At 63.0% G+C, this 17,207-nt stretch carries 18 protein-coding genes; 11 read left to right on the forward strand and 7 right to left on the reverse strand.

Features of this window, described 5'->3' with window-relative positions; genetic code table 11:
- Nucleotides 1-44: 44 nt before the first annotated feature.
- Nucleotides 45-410 (forward strand): response regulator, encoded by a 366-nt coding sequence (locus tag V3330_RS03415; protein WP_354693989.1) that lies wholly within the window; start codon nucleotides 45-47, stop codon nucleotides 408-410.
- 162 nt (nucleotides 411-572) lie between these two features.
- On the forward strand, nucleotides 573-1,052 hold the full coding sequence (locus V3330_RS03420; RefSeq protein ID WP_354693990.1) for a peroxiredoxin: 480 nt from the start codon (nucleotides 573-575) through the stop codon (nucleotides 1,050-1,052).
- A gap of 62 nt (nucleotides 1,053-1,114) precedes the next feature.
- Here the strand turns inward: V3330_RS03420 and gyrA are convergent, their stop codons facing one another.
- Entirely contained in the window at nucleotides 1,115-3,703 is a 2,589-nt protein-coding gene (gene gyrA, locus V3330_RS03425; RefSeq protein WP_354693991.1) for a DNA gyrase subunit A, read from the reverse strand.
- 275 nt (nucleotides 3,704-3,978) lie between these two features.
- On the opposite strand from gyrA, the gene V3330_RS03430 reads away from it, so the two are divergent.
- Together V3330_RS03430 and V3330_RS03435 are read left to right on the forward strand one after the other, a co-directional pair.
- The gene (locus V3330_RS03430) at nucleotides 3,979-4,593 is read left to right on the forward strand and encodes a peptidylprolyl isomerase (RefSeq protein ID WP_354693992.1); all 615 of its coding nucleotides are present in this window, start codon (nucleotides 3,979-3,981) and stop codon (nucleotides 4,591-4,593) included.
- 12 nt (nucleotides 4,594-4,605) lie between these two features.
- Nucleotides 4,606-5,331, forward strand: coding sequence for a UDP-2,3-diacylglucosamine diphosphatase (locus V3330_RS03435; protein WP_354693993.1), 726 nt, complete (start codon nucleotides 4,606-4,608; stop codon nucleotides 5,329-5,331).
- Nucleotides 5,332-5,346: 15 nt separating this feature from the next.
- Here the strand turns inward: V3330_RS03435 and V3330_RS03440 are convergent, their stop codons facing one another.
- Genes V3330_RS03440 through icd form a run of 3 tightly spaced genes read right to left on the reverse strand, consistent with a single transcriptional unit; the run spans nucleotide 5,347 to nucleotide 8,178 of the window.
- Nucleotides 5,347-6,102: a class I SAM-dependent methyltransferase gene (locus V3330_RS03440; protein ID WP_354693994.1), complete on the reverse strand. Its 756-nt coding sequence runs from the start codon at nucleotides 6,100-6,102 to the stop codon at nucleotides 5,347-5,349.
- The gene (locus V3330_RS03445; RefSeq protein ID WP_354693995.1) at nucleotides 6,099-6,911 is read right to left on the reverse strand and encodes a ferritin-like domain-containing protein; all 813 of its coding nucleotides are present in this window, start codon (nucleotides 6,909-6,911) and stop codon (nucleotides 6,099-6,101) included. Before V3330_RS03445 ends, V3330_RS03440 begins: the two co-directional genes overlap by 4 nt.
- A gap of 22 nt (nucleotides 6,912-6,933) precedes the next feature.
- The gene (gene icd, locus V3330_RS03450; protein ID WP_354693996.1) at nucleotides 6,934-8,178 is read right to left on the reverse strand and encodes an isocitrate dehydrogenase (NADP(+)); all 1,245 of its coding nucleotides are present in this window, start codon (nucleotides 8,176-8,178) and stop codon (nucleotides 6,934-6,936) included.
- Nucleotides 8,179-8,408: 230 nt separating this feature from the next.
- Between icd and V3330_RS03455 the strand changes: the two genes are divergently transcribed.
- From V3330_RS03455 to V3330_RS03475, 5 genes are all read left to right on the forward strand, one after another.
- The gene (locus tag V3330_RS03455) at nucleotides 8,409-9,170 is read left to right on the forward strand and encodes a hypothetical protein (RefSeq protein ID WP_354693997.1); all 762 of its coding nucleotides are present in this window, start codon (nucleotides 8,409-8,411) and stop codon (nucleotides 9,168-9,170) included.
- A gap of 205 nt (nucleotides 9,171-9,375) precedes the next feature.
- Complete coding sequence (locus V3330_RS03460; protein ID WP_354693998.1) at nucleotides 9,376-9,618, forward strand: hypothetical protein; 243 nt, start codon at nucleotides 9,376-9,378, stop codon at nucleotides 9,616-9,618.
- A 148-nt stretch (nucleotides 9,619-9,766) separates the two neighbouring features.
- Nucleotides 9,767-10,264 carry a GNAT family N-acetyltransferase gene (locus V3330_RS03465; protein WP_354693999.1) on the forward strand — a complete coding sequence of 166 codons (498 nt, stop codon included), beginning with the start codon at nucleotides 9,767-9,769 and terminating at the stop codon, nucleotides 10,262-10,264.
- A gap of 136 nt (nucleotides 10,265-10,400) precedes the next feature.
- Nucleotides 10,401-10,823 (forward strand): MAPEG family protein, encoded by a 423-nt coding sequence (locus V3330_RS03470; protein ID WP_354694000.1) that lies wholly within the window; start codon nucleotides 10,401-10,403, stop codon nucleotides 10,821-10,823.
- A gap of 10 nt (nucleotides 10,824-10,833) precedes the next feature.
- Nucleotides 10,834-11,253: a GFA family protein gene (locus V3330_RS03475; protein ID WP_354694001.1), complete on the forward strand. Its 420-nt coding sequence runs from the start codon at nucleotides 10,834-10,836 to the stop codon at nucleotides 11,251-11,253.
- 36 nt (nucleotides 11,254-11,289) lie between these two features.
- Here the strand turns inward: V3330_RS03475 and ung are convergent, their stop codons facing one another.
- Entirely contained in the window at nucleotides 11,290-11,970 is a 681-nt protein-coding gene (gene ung, locus V3330_RS03480; RefSeq protein ID WP_354694002.1) for a uracil-DNA glycosylase, read from the reverse strand.
- A gap of 114 nt (nucleotides 11,971-12,084) precedes the next feature.
- Between ung and V3330_RS03485 the strand changes: the two genes are divergently transcribed.
- Complete coding sequence (locus tag V3330_RS03485; RefSeq protein WP_354694003.1) at nucleotides 12,085-13,110, forward strand: NAD(P)/FAD-dependent oxidoreductase; 1,026 nt, start codon at nucleotides 12,085-12,087, stop codon at nucleotides 13,108-13,110.
- A 1,287-nt stretch (nucleotides 13,111-14,397) separates the two neighbouring features.
- Here V3330_RS03485 and V3330_RS03490 read toward each other — a convergent pair.
- On the reverse strand, nucleotides 14,398-15,795 hold the full coding sequence (locus tag V3330_RS03490) for an amidohydrolase family protein (protein ID WP_354694004.1): 1,398 nt from the start codon (nucleotides 15,793-15,795) through the stop codon (nucleotides 14,398-14,400).
- Between the two features lie 3 nt (nucleotides 15,796-15,798).
- Nucleotides 15,799-16,236 carry a nucleoside deaminase gene (locus V3330_RS03495; RefSeq protein WP_354694005.1) on the reverse strand — a complete coding sequence of 146 codons (438 nt, stop codon included), beginning with the start codon at nucleotides 16,234-16,236 and terminating at the stop codon, nucleotides 15,799-15,801.
- A gap of 102 nt (nucleotides 16,237-16,338) precedes the next feature.
- On the opposite strand from V3330_RS03495, the gene V3330_RS03500 reads away from it, so the two are divergent.
- On the forward strand, nucleotides 16,339-17,205 hold the full coding sequence (locus V3330_RS03500; protein WP_354694006.1) for a nitrilase-related carbon-nitrogen hydrolase: 867 nt from the start codon (nucleotides 16,339-16,341) through the stop codon (nucleotides 17,203-17,205).
- Nucleotides 17,206-17,207: the final 2 nt, after the last annotated feature.

Raw genomic sequence — 17,207 nt, forward strand, 5'->3', positions numbered from 1 at the left:
AGCGCTTTACCCCATGGATTGGAACGAACGCTACAGGATGCGTTATGACACGAGTACTTATCGTCGATGATTCTCCCGCGCAGCTGTACAGCCTGCGCAAGATCGTCGAACAGGCCGGACACGAAACACTGGTAGCCGATTGCGGCGAACTGGCGATTGAACTCGCGGCCGACGAACACCCCGAAGTCATTCTGATGGACATCGTCATGCCTGGCATGAACGGCTTCCAGGCCACGCGCAAACTGGTTCAGAACGAAAACACCTCCGACATTCCGGTCATTCTGGTCAGCACACGAACCGGCGAAACCGACCGGGTATGGGGCATCCGCCAGGGCGCCACGGATTACGTGACCAAACCGGTGAACCCGGATACTCTTCTCAGCGCCATCTCCGGCGCGATGGCGGCCTGACACTCCGTTCGATCCGCACGACTGGATGACCGGCCGGACTGACGGCGCCGCCGACGGACTGCAGGGTCTTGCATTGACCGCGCGCGGGCACCATGTGAAGCACTGGAATGCTCGCTAAACGCCGGACAGCAGACCGGCACCAACCCTTCAGGAGACCTGCAGATGACCATTCAAGTCGGAGATTCCATCCCGTCTTCCACTTTTACCGTAATGACCGACTCGGGACCCGCCCCCCTGAGCACCGACGACCTGTTCGGCGGCAAGAAAGTCGTTCTGTTCTCGGTACCCGGAGCCTTCACCCCCACCTGTTCAGCCAAGCATCTGCCGGGTTACGTGGAGCAGGCGGATGCCCTCCTCGCCAAAGGCGTGGACACGATCGCCTGCATGGCGGTGAACGACGCATTCGTCATGAACGCGTGGGGTAAGAGTGCGAATGCGGACAATATCTCGATGCTGGCGGACGGCAACGGTGAATTCGCCCGGGCGATCGGGCTGGAACTGGACGCTACCGGATTCGGCATGGGCGAGCGCTCTCAGCGGTTTGCACTGATCGCCGAGGACGGGGTGGTCAAACAGCTGTTCGTCGAAGCGCCCGGCGAGTTCCGGGTCAGCAGTGCCGAACACGTGCTCGGAGCACTCTGAGGCACCTACCGAACGATCGCTCAAACCCGGTAGCGGGGTGGTCTTCCACCCCGCTACCGAACTCAGTCGGCGGGACCGGTGTCTTCCGGTTCTGCAGCCGTATCTTCGATGCCTTCCGCTGCCTCGTCTTCCTCGCCCGCGATGCGGGCCACGCCCACCAGGCTCTCGTTCTCGCGCAAACGCACCAGGGTCACGCCCTGGGTATTGCGGCCCATGGTCGAAATATCACTGGCCGAAATGCGCACCAGGGTTCCGCCGTTCGAGATGAGCATCACATCTTTCTCGTCGGTGACCTGTTTGGCAGCGATCAGCGGCCCGTTGCGGCCGGAGGTCTTGATGCCGATCACGCCTTGCCCGCCCCGCCCCTGCGGCGAATGATCGTCCAGCGGTGAGCGCTTGCCGTAACCGTTTTCGGTAACGGTGAGAATGTCACCGTCCTCGATGACCAGCATGGACATCACGGACTGACCCTCGGCCAGCCGGATTCCGATGACGCCGCGTGCCACCCGCCCCATGGAGCGAACGTCTTCTTCGGCGAAGCGGATGCACTTGCCGGAACTCGAGAACAGCATGATGTGCTGCTTGCCGTCAGTCAGTTGCGCCGAGACCAGTTCGTCGCCCTCGACCAGATCGATGGCCCAGATACCGTTCGCGCGCGGCCGGGAGTAATCCGTCAGCGGCGTTTTCTTGACGATGCCGCGCCGGGTCGCGAAGAACACGAACTGGTCGTCGGTGTATTCGCGCACCGGCAGCACCGCGTTCACGCGCTCATCCTTCTCCAGCGGCAACAGGTTGACGATGGGCTTGCCGCGACTGGTATGACCCGCTTGAGGCAGTTCATAGACTTTCAGCCAGTGGACCCGGCCGTGGCTGGTAAAACACAGCAGTGTGTCGTGGGTGTTGGCCACGAACAGCTTGTCGATGAAGTCCTCGTCCTTGACGCGGGTCGCGGACTTGCCGGTGCCGCCTCGGCGCTGAGCCTGGTAGCGGTCGAGCGGCTGCGACTTGGCATACCCGGCGTGCGACAGGGTCACGACCACGTCTTCCTCGGTAATCAGGTCTTCCAGGCTCAGATCCAGGCGATCCTGGATGATCTCGGTGCGCCGCTCGTCGCCGTACTCTTCCCGCACCGCCAGCAATTCTTCGCGGATGACGTCCATCAGACGCTCGGGCCGCGACAGGATATCGAGAAGGTCGCGCACCCGATCGAGGATTTCTCCATATTCCTGGGTCAGTTTTTCCTGCTCGAGACCGGTCAAGCGGTGCAGCCGGAGATTCAGAATTTCCTGTGCCTGCACGGGCGACAACTGATAGCCGTCGTCGTGCATGCCGAATTGCGGCTCCAGGTTCTCGGGGCGGGACATCTCTGCTCCACCCTGTCCGAGCAGTTCGGCCACCAGACCGGGTGCCCAGCGGCGCGACTGCAGCGCTTCGCGGGCGTCGGCCGGCGTTGCCGATTGCTTGATCAGTTCGATAACCTCGTCCAGGTTGGCCAGCGCGACCGTCAGGCCTTCCAGCACATGCGCCCGGTCACGCGCCTTGCGCAATTCGAACAGGGTCCGCCGGGTCACCACTTCGCGTCGATGCGCGATGAAAGCGTCGAGTACGCCGCGCAGGTTCAGCAGCCTCGGCTGACCGCCGCTCAGCGCGACCATGTTGATGCCGAACACGGTTTGCAGTGCCGTGTGCTTGTACAGGTTGTTCAAAATGACTTCGGGCACTTCACCGCGACGCAGTTCGATCACCACGCGCATGCCGTCCTTGTCGGACTCGTCGCGCAGTTCAGTGATGCCCTCGATGCGCCGTTCCTTGACCAGTTCGGCGATTTTTTCCAGCAGGCGGGCCTTGTTCACCTGGTAAGGCAACTCGGTAACGATCAGTGCCTGCTTGCCACTGTCCGCGGTTTCGATCTCCGCCCGTGCTCGAACATAGATACGTCCGCGGCCGGTGCGATACGCCTCGCCAATACCCTGCGCGCCGTTGATGATCCCGGCTGTGGGGAAATCCGGCCCCGGGATGAACCGCATCAGGTCCTCGACTTCCAGATCGGGGTTCTCGATCAGCGCCACGGTGGCATCGATGACCTCGTTGAGGTTGTGCGGCGGAATGTTCGTTGCCATACCGACCGCGATGCCGGCGGAACCGTTGACCAGCAGGTTCGGCACCCGGGTCGGCAGCACCTGGGGTTCTTTTTCGGTTTCGTCGTAGTTCGGTACGAAGTCGACGGTTTCCTTGTCGAGGTCGGCCAGCAACTCCTGCGCCAGCTTCGACATGCGCACCTCGGTGTATCGCATGGCGGCGGGTGCGTCGCCATCGACCGATCCGAAGTTGCCCTGACCGTCGACCAGCATGTAGCGCATGGCGAAGGGCTGAGCCAGGCGCACGATGGTGTCGTACACCGCCGAATCGCCGTGGGGGTGGTATTTACCGATTACGTCGCCGACCACACGGGCGGATTTCTTGTACGGTTTGTTCCACTCATTGCCGAGTTCGGTCATGGCGTACAGTACCCGGCGATGAACCGGTTTCAGCCCGTCGCGAACATCCGGCAGGGCCCGCCCGACAATCACGCTCATCGCGTAGTCCAGGTAGGACTGCCGCATCTCGTCTTCGAGATTGACCTGCAGGACTTCTTTGGCAAGCTCAGCCATAATACAATTTATCTCAGGAATTTATCGGAAGTTGTTGTTTTATCTAAATTCTTTTAAATAAAATTTCCACCCGAACAGCGAATCTCGCGGGCTTTTCACAAGCCGATTATTCTACCACATCCGGCACCCTTCCGGCCCCGCCGCGGCAATGCAAAGACGCCTTGTCAGCAAGCCCGGCAGCGCCGTTCACCGGCAATCGGACCGCGTTCTCTGGCCCCCGGCCGGCAGCGCCAGTATCATGCGGGTCTCAGCACTCGAGCGAGGAAGCCCGAACCATGAAATTCGCGTCCGTACTCACGGCCCTGATCCTTTCCGTCGCGGCAAACTCCGTGGCGGCCCAGGACACCGCCCCGTCACCGGCTGACCGCCCGGCCAATCCGCAAGCGGTCATACACACGAGCCTCGGGGACATCACCGTGGAATTGTTCGCCGACCGGGCGCCGGTGAGTGTCGAGAACTTTATCGAATACGCCCGCAGCGGATTCTACGATGGCACCATTTTTCATCGCGTGATCTCGCATTTCATGATTCAGGGTGGTGGCCTCACGGAGGATCTGCAGCTCAAGCCAACCCGTGAACCCATCGTCAACGAGGCCGACAACGGGCTGACCAATACGCGCGGCACCCTCGCCATGGCGCGAACTTCCCACCCGCATTCCGCCACCGCGCAGTTTTTCATCAATGTCCAGGACAACCACAATCTCAATCACCGCGGGACCAGTAATTCGGCGGCCTGGGGTTACGCCGTGTTCGGCCAGGTGACCGAGGGCATGAACGTGGTGGATGACATCCGTTTCGTCGACACCACGGCCGTTCCTCCGCACAGCGATGTACCGACCGTTCCCATCGTCATCACCGGGGTAGAGATCCTCCCCGCCAACCCCGGCTGATCCGGAATCGCCGTGACCACGCTGTTCATCTCCGACCTGCACCTCGAAGACTCCCGGCCGGAAGCCACCGGGTGGCTGCGGCAGTTGCTGCACGGACCCGCCCGCGACGCCGAAGCGCTCTACATCCTCGGCGACCTGTTTGAATTCTGGATCGGGGACGATGTTCTCAGTGACACCGCGCGCGACGTGGCCCGGGAACTTTCAGCCCTGAATGAAGCCGGGGTGAAGTGCCATTTCCAACACGGCAACCGCGACTTTCTGATTGGCTCGGACTATAGCCGGCAGGCCGACCTCAACCTGCTTCCCGAGCACCAGGTCATCGACCTGTACGGCAGGCCGACCCTGTTACTGCACGGCGATACGCTGTGCACAGACGATACCGAATACCAGGCATTCAGGCGTCAGGTGCGCGACCCGGCCTTCCAGGCCCTGTTTCTCGACAAGCCGCCCGAGGAACGGCTGGCCGTGGCCCGCCAGGCCCGCGATGCGAGCCGCCAGCACACGGGCGAGACCGCCATGGGCATCATGGACACCAACGAACAGGCCGTGATCGACGCATTCCGGACCCATGGGGTGCGGCACATGATTCACGGACACACCCACCGCCCGGCGACGCATCGGCACCGCATCGATGAGTCCAGCGAAGGCGAACGGATCGTGCTGGCCGACTGGTACGAGGCCGGCAGCTATCTCGAAGTGGGCCCGAAGGGCAGTCGCTCGGTCACTCTGAAACCCTGAATCGGGCCATAGCGCTCAGCCCAGCCGAAAGGCGCGCACCGCCAACGGCCACTCAACCGTCCTCGACCGACCGGACTCGACGCCCCAGGCGTCCAACAGACGCTCATGAATCCCGGCCACCGGATCCTTGCCCGTGACCGCCTGGCAGCGACGCACCGCCGACCAGGTTCGCAGGTATCCCTCGAACCGATCCAACGTCCAGTCATGACGCATCACGAACCGCGGGCTGTCGAGTTCCGGCCAGGGAAAATCCAGGTCACGGTAGCCGCGTTCGACGATGCACCGCTCGGGTGGCCACCAGGGACCGATGGTTTCGCGGTAGAACGTATCGATTTGCCCGTCGAAAACCGGATTCACCCGGGCGAGTTCATAGGTCCAGATCGCGGCCACGCCTCCGCTGGCGCTTACTCGACCCACCTCGTCGACGAATGCGGCATGATCGAACCAGTGACAGGCCTGGGCCACCGTGACCAGATCGACGGAACCGTCAGCGAGACTGGATCCTTCGGCCGGCTCCACCCGAAAATCGACATGGGCCGGACCGGTCGCCTGCGCGATCTGTTCCGCGCTGGCATCGCTGGCCACCACGCGCTCGAAGTAGCGCGCCAGGACCCGGGCGGCCTGGCCGTTACCGGTGGCGACATCCCAGGCCAGATGCCTGCCCGGTGCCCGGGAAGCCAGCCAGTCGAACAGTTCGGCCGGATATTCCGGCCGGAAGACGGCGTAATCCCCGGCATGACCGGAAAAATGATCCTTGAAGGAGCCGCTCACGCGTCCTGGTCCAGCCAGCCCAGTTCCGCTTTGCTGAAACCCGCCGCGCGCCTGGCCGGCAGGTTGAAGGGACCGCGCAATTGGCCGGAGTAACGGGTGCGAAGCAAGCGCCGAAAGGTTGCCTCGGGATCGAGTTGCTCGCGCTCACAGCAATACCGGAACCAGCGACTACCGATGGCCACGTGCCGCACCTCTTCGCGCAGGATGACTTCCAGCGCGGCCACCGTTTCCTCGTCGCCCACCGCCCGCAGGCGCTCGATCATCCCCGGCGTCACGTCCAGGCCCCGCGCTTCGAGCACGCGCGGCACCAGGGCCATGCGCACCAGGCAGGAATCCACGGTGTCCCTGGCCATCTCCCACAATCCGTCGTGAGCCGGCAGCGCGCCGTAGCCGGAACCCAGTTCGGTCAGGCGGTTGGCCATCAGGCCGAAATGCCGCGCCTCGTCGGCGGCGACCGAAACCCAGTCCGGGTAGTAATCCGCCGGCATGTCACGGAACCGAGCGGCCGCGTCGAGGGCGAGGTTGATGGCGTTGAATTCGATGTGGGCGATGGCGTGCACCAGTGCGATGCGGCCCGCCTGGCTGCCGAGCCGTCGTCGCGGCACTGCCGCCGGAGCCACCCGTTCCGGGCGCTCGGGGCGACCCGGCCGGTCGGCCGGGGGCAGCGGCACCTCCGGGTCCCAGCGGACCGCGTCTGAAGCAACCGCCTCCGCAAACGCAGCGACCCCGTCGCATTTCGCGGCGGGGTCGCATAATGCGAGCAGGCGAGCCGACTCGGCGAAAAAGCCGGGCCGGACCGTCCCGCTCACCGTACAGGGATCGGGCAGCCGTTCAGAGACGCTCGATCAGGGCGTCGGCGAAACCGGAAGTCGGCACTTCGGTCGCACCCTCCATCTGGCGGGCGAAATCGTAGGTCACGATTCCGTCGGCGACGGTTTTGGTGAAGGCCGACGCGATCAGCTGCGAGACTTCCGTCCAGCCGATGTATTCGAACATCATCGAACCCGAGAACATCAGCGAACTGGGGTTGACCTTGTCCTGGCCGGCATACTTCGGCGCGGTGCCGTGGGTGGCCTCGAACACGGCGATGTGGTCGGCCATGTTGGCGCCCGGAGCGATGCCCATGCCACCGACTTCAGCGGCCAGCGCGTCAGACAGGTAGTCGCCGTTGAGATTCATCGTGGCGAGCACGTGGAATTCGGCGGGGCGCAACTGCATGAGCTGGAACATGATGTCGGCGATGCGGTCGTTGATGACGACCTTGCCCTCGGGCCGCTTGCCGTCGTATTTCGACCACAGCTCGTCTTCGGTAATGGTCTGATCGCCGAATTCCTCGCGCGCGACTTCATAGCCCCAGTTACGGAACGCGCCCTCGGTGAACTTCATGATATTGCCCTTGTGCACGAGCGTGACGCTGGGACGGTTATTGTCAATGGCGTACTGGATGGCCTTGCGCACCAGACGCTTGGTGCCGAACGGTGAAATCGGCTTGATGCCGAGACCGGCGTCCTCGAAGAATTCGCAGCCCATTTCCTCGCGCAGGAACTTCGCCAGTTTTTTGTTTTCCGGCGTGCCGGACTGGTACTCGATGCCGCAGTACACGTCCTCGGTGTTCTCGCGGAAAATCACGCAGTCCACTTCCTCGGGGTGACGCATCGGCGACGGTACGCCGGCGAAATACTCCAGGGGCCGGACACAGGCGTAGAGGTCGAGCTCCTGGCGCAGCGACACGTTCAGCGAGCGGAAACCGCCCCCGACGGGCGTGGTCAGCGGACCCTTGATGGCGACGATCAGGTCCTTGATGGCGTCCAGGGTCTCGGCCGGAAAGTAGTCGCCGTCATACATGCCGGCGGCCTTTTCGCCCAGATACAACTCGGCCCAGTGTACCTTGCGCTTGCCGCCGTAGGCTTTCTCGACCGCCGCGTCCCACACACGCAGGGCGGCGCGCGTGATATCCGGCCCGATGCCATCGCCTTCGACGAATCCGAGTATGGGGTTGTCCGAAACCTTCAACCGGTCATTTTCCACGGTAATTTTCTGGCCGGTTTCCGGAATCTTGATATGGCGATAGCTCATCGTTGCGTATCCTTGTGATTTGGGTTGCGAAAGGGACTCTCCATTATACCGTGACCGTTCCCGGCGTGGGGGGTCGAATTAGGGCCTGTTAACGGTCCCGGTCGACCGTATTGCGCCGACGGGCAGGACCGGCGCGGGCGTCGTCGGTACCGGCCGTTTCTTAACGCCGACTTAATGCCAGCGCGCCGATAATGGCCCGAATCCGGAATTCAATGGAGGTCCCGAGGGTGATGCCCACCGTTTCGTCGTCGCGGCCGAACCGTTACGAAGCGGGCTGGTTCGCGCTGGCGCTCGCTGTTCACGCCGCCCTGCTCCTGCTGCCGCTGGAGCGGTCCCGCCAGGACATGGACAGCCACCGCTTCCTGCCGATCAGCCTCAAGCTGGCTCCGCGCCGGCTGACAACGGTTCCGCGGAACGACGTGACCGAGCACAAGGACAGGGAACGGGAACGGGAACGGGAGCAGACAGACGCGGGCATTGCAGAACCCGCGAAAGACGCCGAACCACTCGCACCGAACACGGCGGCGCCCCGCACGCCGCCCGCCGAGGAATCCACCCCACAAGCACCGACACCCCGCACCGCGCCAGTTCCGAACATGCGCCGGTCACTGTCCACCGCGAACCTGCTGCAGGCGCTGAATGACATGGCGCTCGAGGGTCCGCGGCAAGGCCTTCCGCGGACGTTGGGCAGCCCTCCGCCCGGTGCCGGCACGGACTCGGCGGCATCCGCCAACCCGCTGGCCGAATCGATCAGCGGAAGTTTCAAGACCACTTCCCCGGTGGTGCTGGACCGATGGCTCACCAGCGATGGCAGCCACCATGTCGTGGTCGAACTGCCCAACGGCCAGACTCTGTGCGGACGAGCCAGCGCCTGGGACCCGATGAAGCCTCTGGTTGAACACGTGATGATGTTTCGCGCCTGCGCGGGCGGCGGCCCCAGAAGCTTTTCCATGCCTGCGGATCGTGTGCCGAAAAATCTCACGCCCCGCTGAGCAATTTCGCCAAATAGGCGCGGAATTCACCAATTCTCTCGATCCGCCTGCGACATCCTCGAAGGTGGGGGCATTCGCGCAATCCGGCACGACCACGGGACGGGGCACCGCCGGGACGGGCGGTGCGCTGCGCTGGCACGAAAACTGCATACCCCTGGTGTCGATCGCAAATATTCAGACCACCAACCAACAGGAGGAAAACGGGATGGGCAGCGGTTCCTGCGGCAATGTACTGGCGGCACTGGCGAGTTTTTTCATTCCCGGACTGGGGCAGCTGCTCCAGGGGCGCTGGCTGCTGGCCGGTGTCATGTTCGTTCTGACCGCATTGTTGTGGCTCATCCTTCTGGGTTGGATCATCCATCTGTGGTCGATCATCGATGCCGCCGTCTACGAGCGTCCCGCACGCAGCCACTATCGGTATGGCCAGTCTCGCCGCGGCTACGGCTGACCGCGGCGTGCGGGGCCGCCATCGGCACGCGAATGCACCCGCCCCGCCGGCACACGGCGGGGCTCCACACCTCCGGGGATTGCACCAACCGGAATGAGCGGGCACCATGTCTCACCGCTTTCAACGATCGCCCGACGGGGTCGCCGCAATGTCCGAATCAAGCCAACTTGTCATCCGCCAGGCCCGGGCGCAGGACGCGCCGCAGATACTCGAATTCATCATCGCGCTGGCCGAATACGAGAAGCTTCGCGATGAAGTCGTGGCCACCGTCGAGGACCTGGAACAGACCCTGTTCGGGCCCCGTCCGGCCGCCGAAGTCGTTATCGCCGAACGGAACGGCGAACCGGCGGGATTCGCGCTGTTCTTTCCCAGCTACTCCACGTTCCTGGCCCGACCGGGCATCTACCTGGAAGACCTGTTCGTTCTGCCTGCGCAACGCGGCGCCGGGATCGGACTGGCCCTGCTTCGCCACCTTGCGCGCCTCGCGGTCGATCGCGGATGCGGCCGGCTGGACTGGTCGGTACTGGACTGGAACGAACCCGCCATTGGTTTCTACCGGCGCATCGGCGCACGCGGCCTGGACGACTGGACCCAGTTCCGGCTGGACGGTGAGTCGCTCACCGCGCTGGCGGCCGGAAAGGACTGAGTCCGGTCACCGCCCATGGCGCCGCCGGCGTGAACGAACGCTCACGGGTGCCGCGCATCCGACTGGCTTCCGCGTGACCGGGGTGAATGTTCTGATAACATGTCCGGCCTGCCCCGCTGGCTGAATCCCGTCGCCGATGTTCTATCAGCCCCTGTTACTGCCACTGCTCGTCCAGGTCGCACTGACCTTCGCGGTGTGGGTGCTGTTGTACGTCACCCGGCTCGGTGAGATGGGACGCAAGGATATCGACCCGCAGCGGTTGACCGACCCGTCCGCCACGCGGGCGCTGCTGACTGAATCGGCGGGGCCGGCCGACAACTTTCGCAATCTGTTCGAGATGCCGGTGCTGTTCTATCTGGCCGTGGTGGTGTCTCTGGTACTGCTGATCCAGGATTCCCTGCTGGTCCAGCTCGCCTGGGCCTTCGTGGTGCTGCGCGTCGTGCACAGCTTCATCCAATGCACCTACAATCGGGTGATTCACCGCTTCATCGCCCATGCCGCCTCAAGCCTGATGCTCGCGCTGATGTGGGTGCGTATTGGCATGTTCGTCTTTTATTGAGGCGCCCGCCATGGAGCGTTGCGACAAGCAGGCTGTGAATCGTGTCGACGGGGGGTGTTTCTGTGGTGCGGTGCGCTTCCAGGTCACGCTGCCCAGCAAATGGTGCGCGCACTGCCATTGCAGCATGTGCCGCCGGATCCACGGCGCCGGATACGTCACCTGGGCCGGCTTTGAATCCGCGGGATTCGAAGTGACCCGGGGTGCGGAAAACCTCCACTGGTTCGAATCCTCACCCGGCGCCCGCCGTGGCTCCTGTGCGCACTGTCACAGCAACATGCTGTTCGAGTCACAGCGCTGGCCCGGCGAAACCCACGTCGCTCTGGGTTGCCTCGATGGGAAAATCGACCGCACGCCCCAGGCGCACGTGAACTACGATACGCACGTCGACTGGATGGCCGTTGACGAGAATCTCAGCATCCATTCCAGCTGATCTTTGCGTTCGGGCACTGTCGCCCGGGACCGGGAGTCAGGCCCAGCGGATGGGTTCCTGTCCGTTTTCGCGCAGATAGCGGTTGGCCTGTGAAAAATGCCGGCAGCCGAAGAAACCGCGATGCGCGGACAGCGGCGAGGGATGCGGTGCCGTCAGCACCCGGTGCCGGTTGCGGTCGATGGCCGATCCCTTCTTCATGGCGTAGCTTCCCCACAGCAGAAACACGAGGCCGTCACGGTGTTCATTGAGCTCGGCGATCACGCGGTCGGTAAAGCGTTCCCACCCCTTGCCCTGATGGGCTCCGGCCCGACCCTGTTCAACCGTCAGCACCGCGTTCAGCAGCAGCACCCCCTGGTCCGCCCAGTGCTGCAGGTTTCCCGACTGCGGCGGCTTCGCGCCCACATCTTCGGAAATTTCGCGGTAGATGTTGACCAGCGACGGCGGCGGCCGGACACCCTCGCGCACCGAGAAACACAGGCCATGCGCCTGATTGGGACCGTGGTAGGGATCCTGCCCGAGAATGACGACCCGGACCCGATCGAAAGGCGTGGAATCGAGTGCATTGAAGATCAAGCCGCCCGGCGGATAGATGACCGCGCCCGCGCGCCGGCGCTCCAGCAGGAATTGGCGCAGGTCTCCCATGTAAGGCTGCGCGAACTCGTCCGCCAGCCGGGACTTCCAGCTTTCCTCGAGTCGTATTTCCCGGTCTTCACTCACCTCGCCGCCACTCCTGGTCTGAATCCGGCTTGAATCTGGATCAATCAACCCAAGGTAGCAAATCACGTCGTGCGGCAAAAGCCGCCGGCGTATTCCCAGTCAACCGGAATCGACATGAGCATAAAAACCGACGTAGTCATCATCGGCGCCGGGCCGGCCGGCCTGTTTCAGGTTTTCGAACTCGGGCTGCTCGACATCCACGCGCATGTCGTCGACGCTCTTCCCCAGGTGGGCGGACAATGCGCCGAACTCTATCCGGACAAGCCCATCTATGACATTCCGGCGTTGCCCGTGTGCGGAGCCCAGGAGCTGGTTGACCGCCTGATGGAGCAGATCAAGCCGTTTGCCCCGGAATTCCACCTGGGCCAAACCGTCACCGGCCTGCAGCGCAACGAGGACGGGCGATTTCGCCTCGAAACTTCCGCCGGCACGGTGTTCGACACCGCAACGGTCATTCTCGCGGCCGGCCTGGGCGCATTCCAGCCTCGCCGCCTGAGAGTACAGGGAGCCGAGGCCTGGGAGCACAAGAACATTCACTACCGCGTGACCGACCCCGATCGGGTCGCCGGGCGCCGCATCATCATCCTGGGCGGTGGCGACTCAGCGCTGGACTGGACCCTGGAACTGCACGGCAAGGCCAGTCACATCACCCTGATTCACCGGCGTGAGGAGTACCGGGCACAGCCGAATTCGGTCAAGCGCATGAAGGCGCTGGCGGCCGGGAACGATCTCGAAGAATTCCAGGGCAACGTGCGCGGCGTGTTCGAAAAGGACGGCGCATTCGGAGGGCTGGACGTGGTCGACCCCGACGACGAACGGCATCACATCGAGGCAGACGAAGTCTACGTCTTCTGGGGACTGACACCGAATCTCGGGCCCATTGCCGACTGGGGCCTGGAGCTGGAGAAACGCCAGATCGCGGTGGACACCGAATGCTTCCAGACCAGCGAATCCGGAATTTTCGCGGTCGGGGACATCAACACCTACCCCGGTAAGAAGAAACTGATACTGAGCGGTTTTCACGAAGCGGCGTTGGCCGCCTTCGCGGTCCAGAAGCACCTGCATCCGGAGAAGAAGGCCCGCCTGCAATACACGACGACCAGTCCGATCATGCATCGGCGACTGGGCGTGGAGCCCTGAAAACGCCACTTCGGGTCTGTTGGGCACACCGGGGCTTCGCCCGGAACTTGCAGGCCCGGATATCTCACCTATGCTTAGGATGTGTGACCCACGCACAGTCCCCCCCAATAATCTGTGTTACGGGCTTCGGTCCGGTGGGTCACACCTTTGCTTACACCGCAAACATCCGATCGCCCCGCGTACTGGCACGCCAACGAATGTATCTATAGTTCCAGAGCCAGCCGCTCCATACCCCGCGATGTGCCAACAGGTCCGCTGCTGGCCGTGACACAAGCCTGGCAGAACAACACGAACTCCGGCTTCGCTCCCCTTCTTGTCTCGCCCGGAAGTGAGCCTTTGCCTCATGAAAATCAGGTGATGGGTGCCACTGAGGTCCGCCGCGCGCTGTGACATACCCCTTCCAGGACCCGGCATAAACCCATCCCTGGGGCCTTGATCGAAAACGTCCTGTTTTCGACAGTCCTGGAAGGGGCATGTCACATCACCCGGCTGGGCTGCAGAGACCTTGGCGGGGCGAACACAGAGGCAGAAGTAAATTTGATCGCCTGAGCAGCGGTACGGGGTTGAGGAGAGCCACCGCTCAGGTCCACATATGCCCAGGCAGGTGATGCGGCGCGTTCCCCTCAGGGGTCTCGCCGCCAGGACGGCGGCGCGAAGGTTACAGGGAAGTACTTGCACCGTCCCCTGAGGGGAATGTGCCGTAGCGCCTGCCTGCTCGAAGGCACGGTTTCCATGAGCTTTCCAGATAAGCGGAATCTGAACCAGGCTAAAACAGTTAAGAGTCAAAGCCATTGCACCAGGACCCTGAGCGTTATGTCACGTCCCCTGGCTGGGCTGGAGTGACGTTGGCGGGGCGAACAGAAAGGCAGAGGTGAATTTGAGCGCCATGGCAGCAGTACGGGGTTGAGGAACACCCCCGCGAAGGTCCACATCTGCCCAGGCAGGTGATGCGGCGCGGTCCCCTCAGGGGTCTCGCCGCCAGGACGGCGGCGCGAAGGCCCCGGGGAAGGGTTTACAGGGCAGGCGAGAGTGACCGCACGGATTGAGCGCAGCGCAGCGGAGCGAAATGAGTAAGGGAGCGAAGCCGTAGCCCGTGTCCCCTGAGGGGAATGCGCCGCAGCGCCTGCCGGCTCGAGAGCACCGATCTGCACAAGCGCATCAAACGAGCGGAATCTGATAGATGCGAAAACAGTAAAGAGTCAGAACCTCCGAACCAGACCTCTGACAAACATAACCGCCCCCCTGCGAGCATTACTGACTCGTGGATCGCAGAACGGACAACGAACCTCAGAGATTTTCTTCCACGGGCTGGCCGTCCTGTTTGTAGACCGTGCCGCCTTTCATGACGAAATCGACCCGCTGCAACAGGGCGATGTACCGCAGCACGTCACCGCGAACGGCGATGATATCGGCGAAACGGCCCTCTGCCAGTGTGCCCCATTCCTCCTCGACGCCCATGAACTTGGACGGCCAGTAGGTTGCCGACTGGATCGCCTCCATCGGCGGAACGTCCATTACGTTGACCCACACGTCGAGCTCGTGCCAGGTCGACTGGCAGTGGAATTTGAGCGGAATGCCACTGTCCGTGCCGACCAGCAGAACGACCCCGGCCTCGCGCAATTGCTTGAACTTCCGCTGCAGGGTGGGCTTGCGCTTCGGGGAGAGCTGAAAATAAAGTAACTGCTCCGGATTCTGAATGGACGCCTCGATGTCGGCGATCGTGTCCGGCTGCAAGCCCCGCTGCCAGCACGTGTTGTCCAGCGCTTCAGGGTTATCGCGGGTGTATTCGTAATTCCACAGGCCCTCGACGGTGGGGGTCCAGTACAGGGGCCCACCGCGCACCCGCCCGGTGGCAGTGCGCTCCCGGAGCGGCGTCATTACGCTTTTCGGGTATTCCGGGGCAGTCGCCAGACCGGTGTGCTCGAAATTGTCGACGCCGATCTGCAGTCCGAGCCGGATTTCTTCCGGACGGTGGGCGTGACCGACCACCTTCAGGCCCCGCTTGTGGGCCTGGTCGACCAGCGCCTCCGCTTCCTCGAAGGTCATTTCATCCTGGTCCACCATCTTGATCACGTCGACCCCTGCGTCCGCCAGGCGGTCCACCTTCTCGCGGGCGTCCCGCGGGCTTGAAATGCCCCAGCGGTAATCCTCGGTTCCGGGATAGGGTTCATGCTGGAGAAACGGTCCGGACACGAACAGCCGCGGACCCGGAAGTTCGCCTGAATTGACCCGGTCGCGCACCTCCAGCGAGGCCTCCAGGGGGCCACCGAGATCACGCGCGGTGGTCACGCCGGCCAGCAGCAACTGCACCGCGGAGGCCGGCATGATTTCATCGGCGAAACGTTCCCGATAGGTGGGATGCCAGTGGCTGTATTCCGCGTGGCCGTTGATGTCCAGGTGCACATGCATGTCCCACAGCCCGGGCAGAACAGACATGCCTTCGGTGGAAATGACCGTGTAGCCGTCCGGCACCGGAAGGGAATCGACCGTTCCGATCCGTTCGATTCGCTCACCGCTGACGAGTATCACACTGTTGCGCAGCGGCGGTTCGCCCAGACCACTGATCAGGGTGCCACCGACCAGCGCCTTGCGCTCCGGCTCAGCCGCCATCGTGGCCAGGGGAAGCAGACACAAAACCAACAGCAGCCGGCGCCATGCCGGAGCGGACAAGTTACCTGGATTCATCGTTCAGACTCCGATGTCTTCGTTCCACAATTCGGGAGAGGCTGCCATGAAATCCCGCATCAGTGCAATGCACTGCTCGTCCTGCAGGACTTCGATTTCGACGCCGCGCTCCCGCAGCCAGGATTCTTCACCCGTGAAGCTGCGATTCTCACCGATCACCACCCGCGGTATTCCGTAAAGGACGATGGCTCCGCTGCACATGGCGCACGGCGACAGGGTGGTGTAGATCGTGCACGCCCGGTACACAGAAGCGGCCTGGCGGCCGGCATTTTCCAGCGCATCCATTTCACCGTGCAGCACGGTGCTGCCCCGCTGCACGCGGCGGTTGTGGCCGCGGCCGATGATCCGGCCTTCGTGGACGAGTACGGAGCCAATGGGAATGCCGCCTTCACCGAGCCCGGTTCTGGCTTCCTCCACCGCGGCTTCAAGGTATGGGTCCATCATGCGTTCCCCGTCGATCTCCTGCTATTCTGGAAACAGAAGGGTATCATTTCAGGGTCCGGGCACGGCAACCGGCGTGCCCGGCTCAAGCGGGGAACGATAATGACACGAACCGTGAAGGCAGCCATCATCCAGATGGCCAACAAACTCGATACCTCCGAACCGTGCGCGGCACACCGCGAAGCCATGATCGAAGCGCACCTGCCGTTCATCGAACGGGCCGGCGATCAGGGCGTGCAGATGCTGTGCTTTCAGGAGATTTTCACCGGCCCCTACTTCTGTCCTTCCCAGGACAGCAAATGGTACGACCTGGCCGAGCCCATTCCGGACGGCCCGACCACCCGGCTGATGTGCGAACATGCCCGCCGCCACGGCATGGTCATCATCGTTCCAATTTACGAGGAACACATGACCGGCGTGTACTACAACACCGCGGCCGTGATCGACGCCGACGGCACCTATCTTGGCAAGTACCGCAAGAATCACATTCCCCAGGTGGCCGGTTTCTGGGAGAAATTTTTCTTCAAGCCGGGCAATCTGGGTTATCCGGTGTTCGAGACGGCTTACGGCAAGGTCGGTGTGTACATCTGCTACGACCGGCACTTTCCCGACGGGGCTCGCTGCCTGGGCCTAAACGGTGCCGAAATCGTGTTCAATCCGTCTGCCACCGTTGCCGGCCTCTCGGAGTACCTGTGGGAACTCGAACAACCCGCCCATGCCGTCGCCAACGGCTACTTCGTCGCTGCGATCAACCGGGTCGGCCATGAGGCTCCGTGGGACATTGGCGAGTTTTACGGATCGTCCTATTTCGTCGACCCGCGTGGTCAGAAAGTCGCCCAGGCCAGTCGGGACCAGGATGAGATGGTGATCGCCGACCTGGATTTCGACCTCATACGCGAAGTCCGCAACACCTGGCAGTTCTACCGGGACCGGCGTCCCGAAACCTATGCCGCGCTGACGGAGCTGTAGGC

This window comes from Elongatibacter sediminis, assembly GCF_037892215.1.
Lineage (GTDB): Bacteria > Pseudomonadota > Gammaproteobacteria > Xanthomonadales > SZUA-36 > Elongatibacter > Elongatibacter sediminis.

Excerpts from the sequence above, each read along its gene's own strand:
- gyrA (WP_354693991.1), bottom strand. The coding sequence starts at position 3,703 with ATGGCTGAGCTTGCCAAAGAAGTCCTGCAGGTCAATCTCGAAGACGAG.
- V3330_RS03475 (WP_354694001.1), top strand. The coding sequence starts at position 10,834 with ATGGAGCGTTGCGACAAGCAGGCTGTGAATCGTGTCGACGGGGGGTGT.
- V3330_RS03455 (WP_354693997.1), top strand. The coding sequence starts at position 8,409 with ATGCCCACCGTTTCGTCGTCGCGGCCGAACCGTTACGAAGCGGGCTGG.
- V3330_RS03415 (WP_354693989.1), top strand. The coding sequence starts at position 45 with ATGACACGAGTACTTATCGTCGATGATTCTCCCGCGCAGCTGTACAGC.
- V3330_RS03430 (WP_354693992.1), top strand. The coding sequence starts at position 3,979 with ATGAAATTCGCGTCCGTACTCACGGCCCTGATCCTTTCCGTCGCGGCA.
- V3330_RS03485 (WP_354694003.1), top strand. The coding sequence starts at position 12,085 with ATGAGCATAAAAACCGACGTAGTCATCATCGGCGCCGGGCCGGCCGGC.
- icd (WP_354693996.1), bottom strand. The coding sequence starts at position 8,178 with ATGAGCTATCGCCATATCAAGATTCCGGAAACCGGCCAGAAAATTACC.
- V3330_RS03495 (WP_354694005.1), bottom strand. The coding sequence starts at position 16,236 with ATGGACCCATACCTTGAAGCCGCGGTGGAGGAAGCCAGAACCGGGCTC.
- V3330_RS03470 (WP_354694000.1), top strand. The coding sequence starts at position 10,401 with ATGTTCTATCAGCCCCTGTTACTGCCACTGCTCGTCCAGGTCGCACTG.
- V3330_RS03420 (WP_354693990.1), top strand. The coding sequence starts at position 573 with ATGACCATTCAAGTCGGAGATTCCATCCCGTCTTCCACTTTTACCGTA.
- V3330_RS03465 (WP_354693999.1), top strand. The coding sequence starts at position 9,767 with ATGTCCGAATCAAGCCAACTTGTCATCCGCCAGGCCCGGGCGCAGGAC.
- V3330_RS03460 (WP_354693998.1), top strand. The coding sequence starts at position 9,376 with ATGGGCAGCGGTTCCTGCGGCAATGTACTGGCGGCACTGGCGAGTTTT.
- V3330_RS03500 (WP_354694006.1), top strand. The coding sequence starts at position 16,339 with ATGACACGAACCGTGAAGGCAGCCATCATCCAGATGGCCAACAAACTC.
- V3330_RS03490 (WP_354694004.1), bottom strand. The coding sequence starts at position 15,795 with ATGAATCCAGGTAACTTGTCCGCTCCGGCATGGCGCCGGCTGCTGTTG.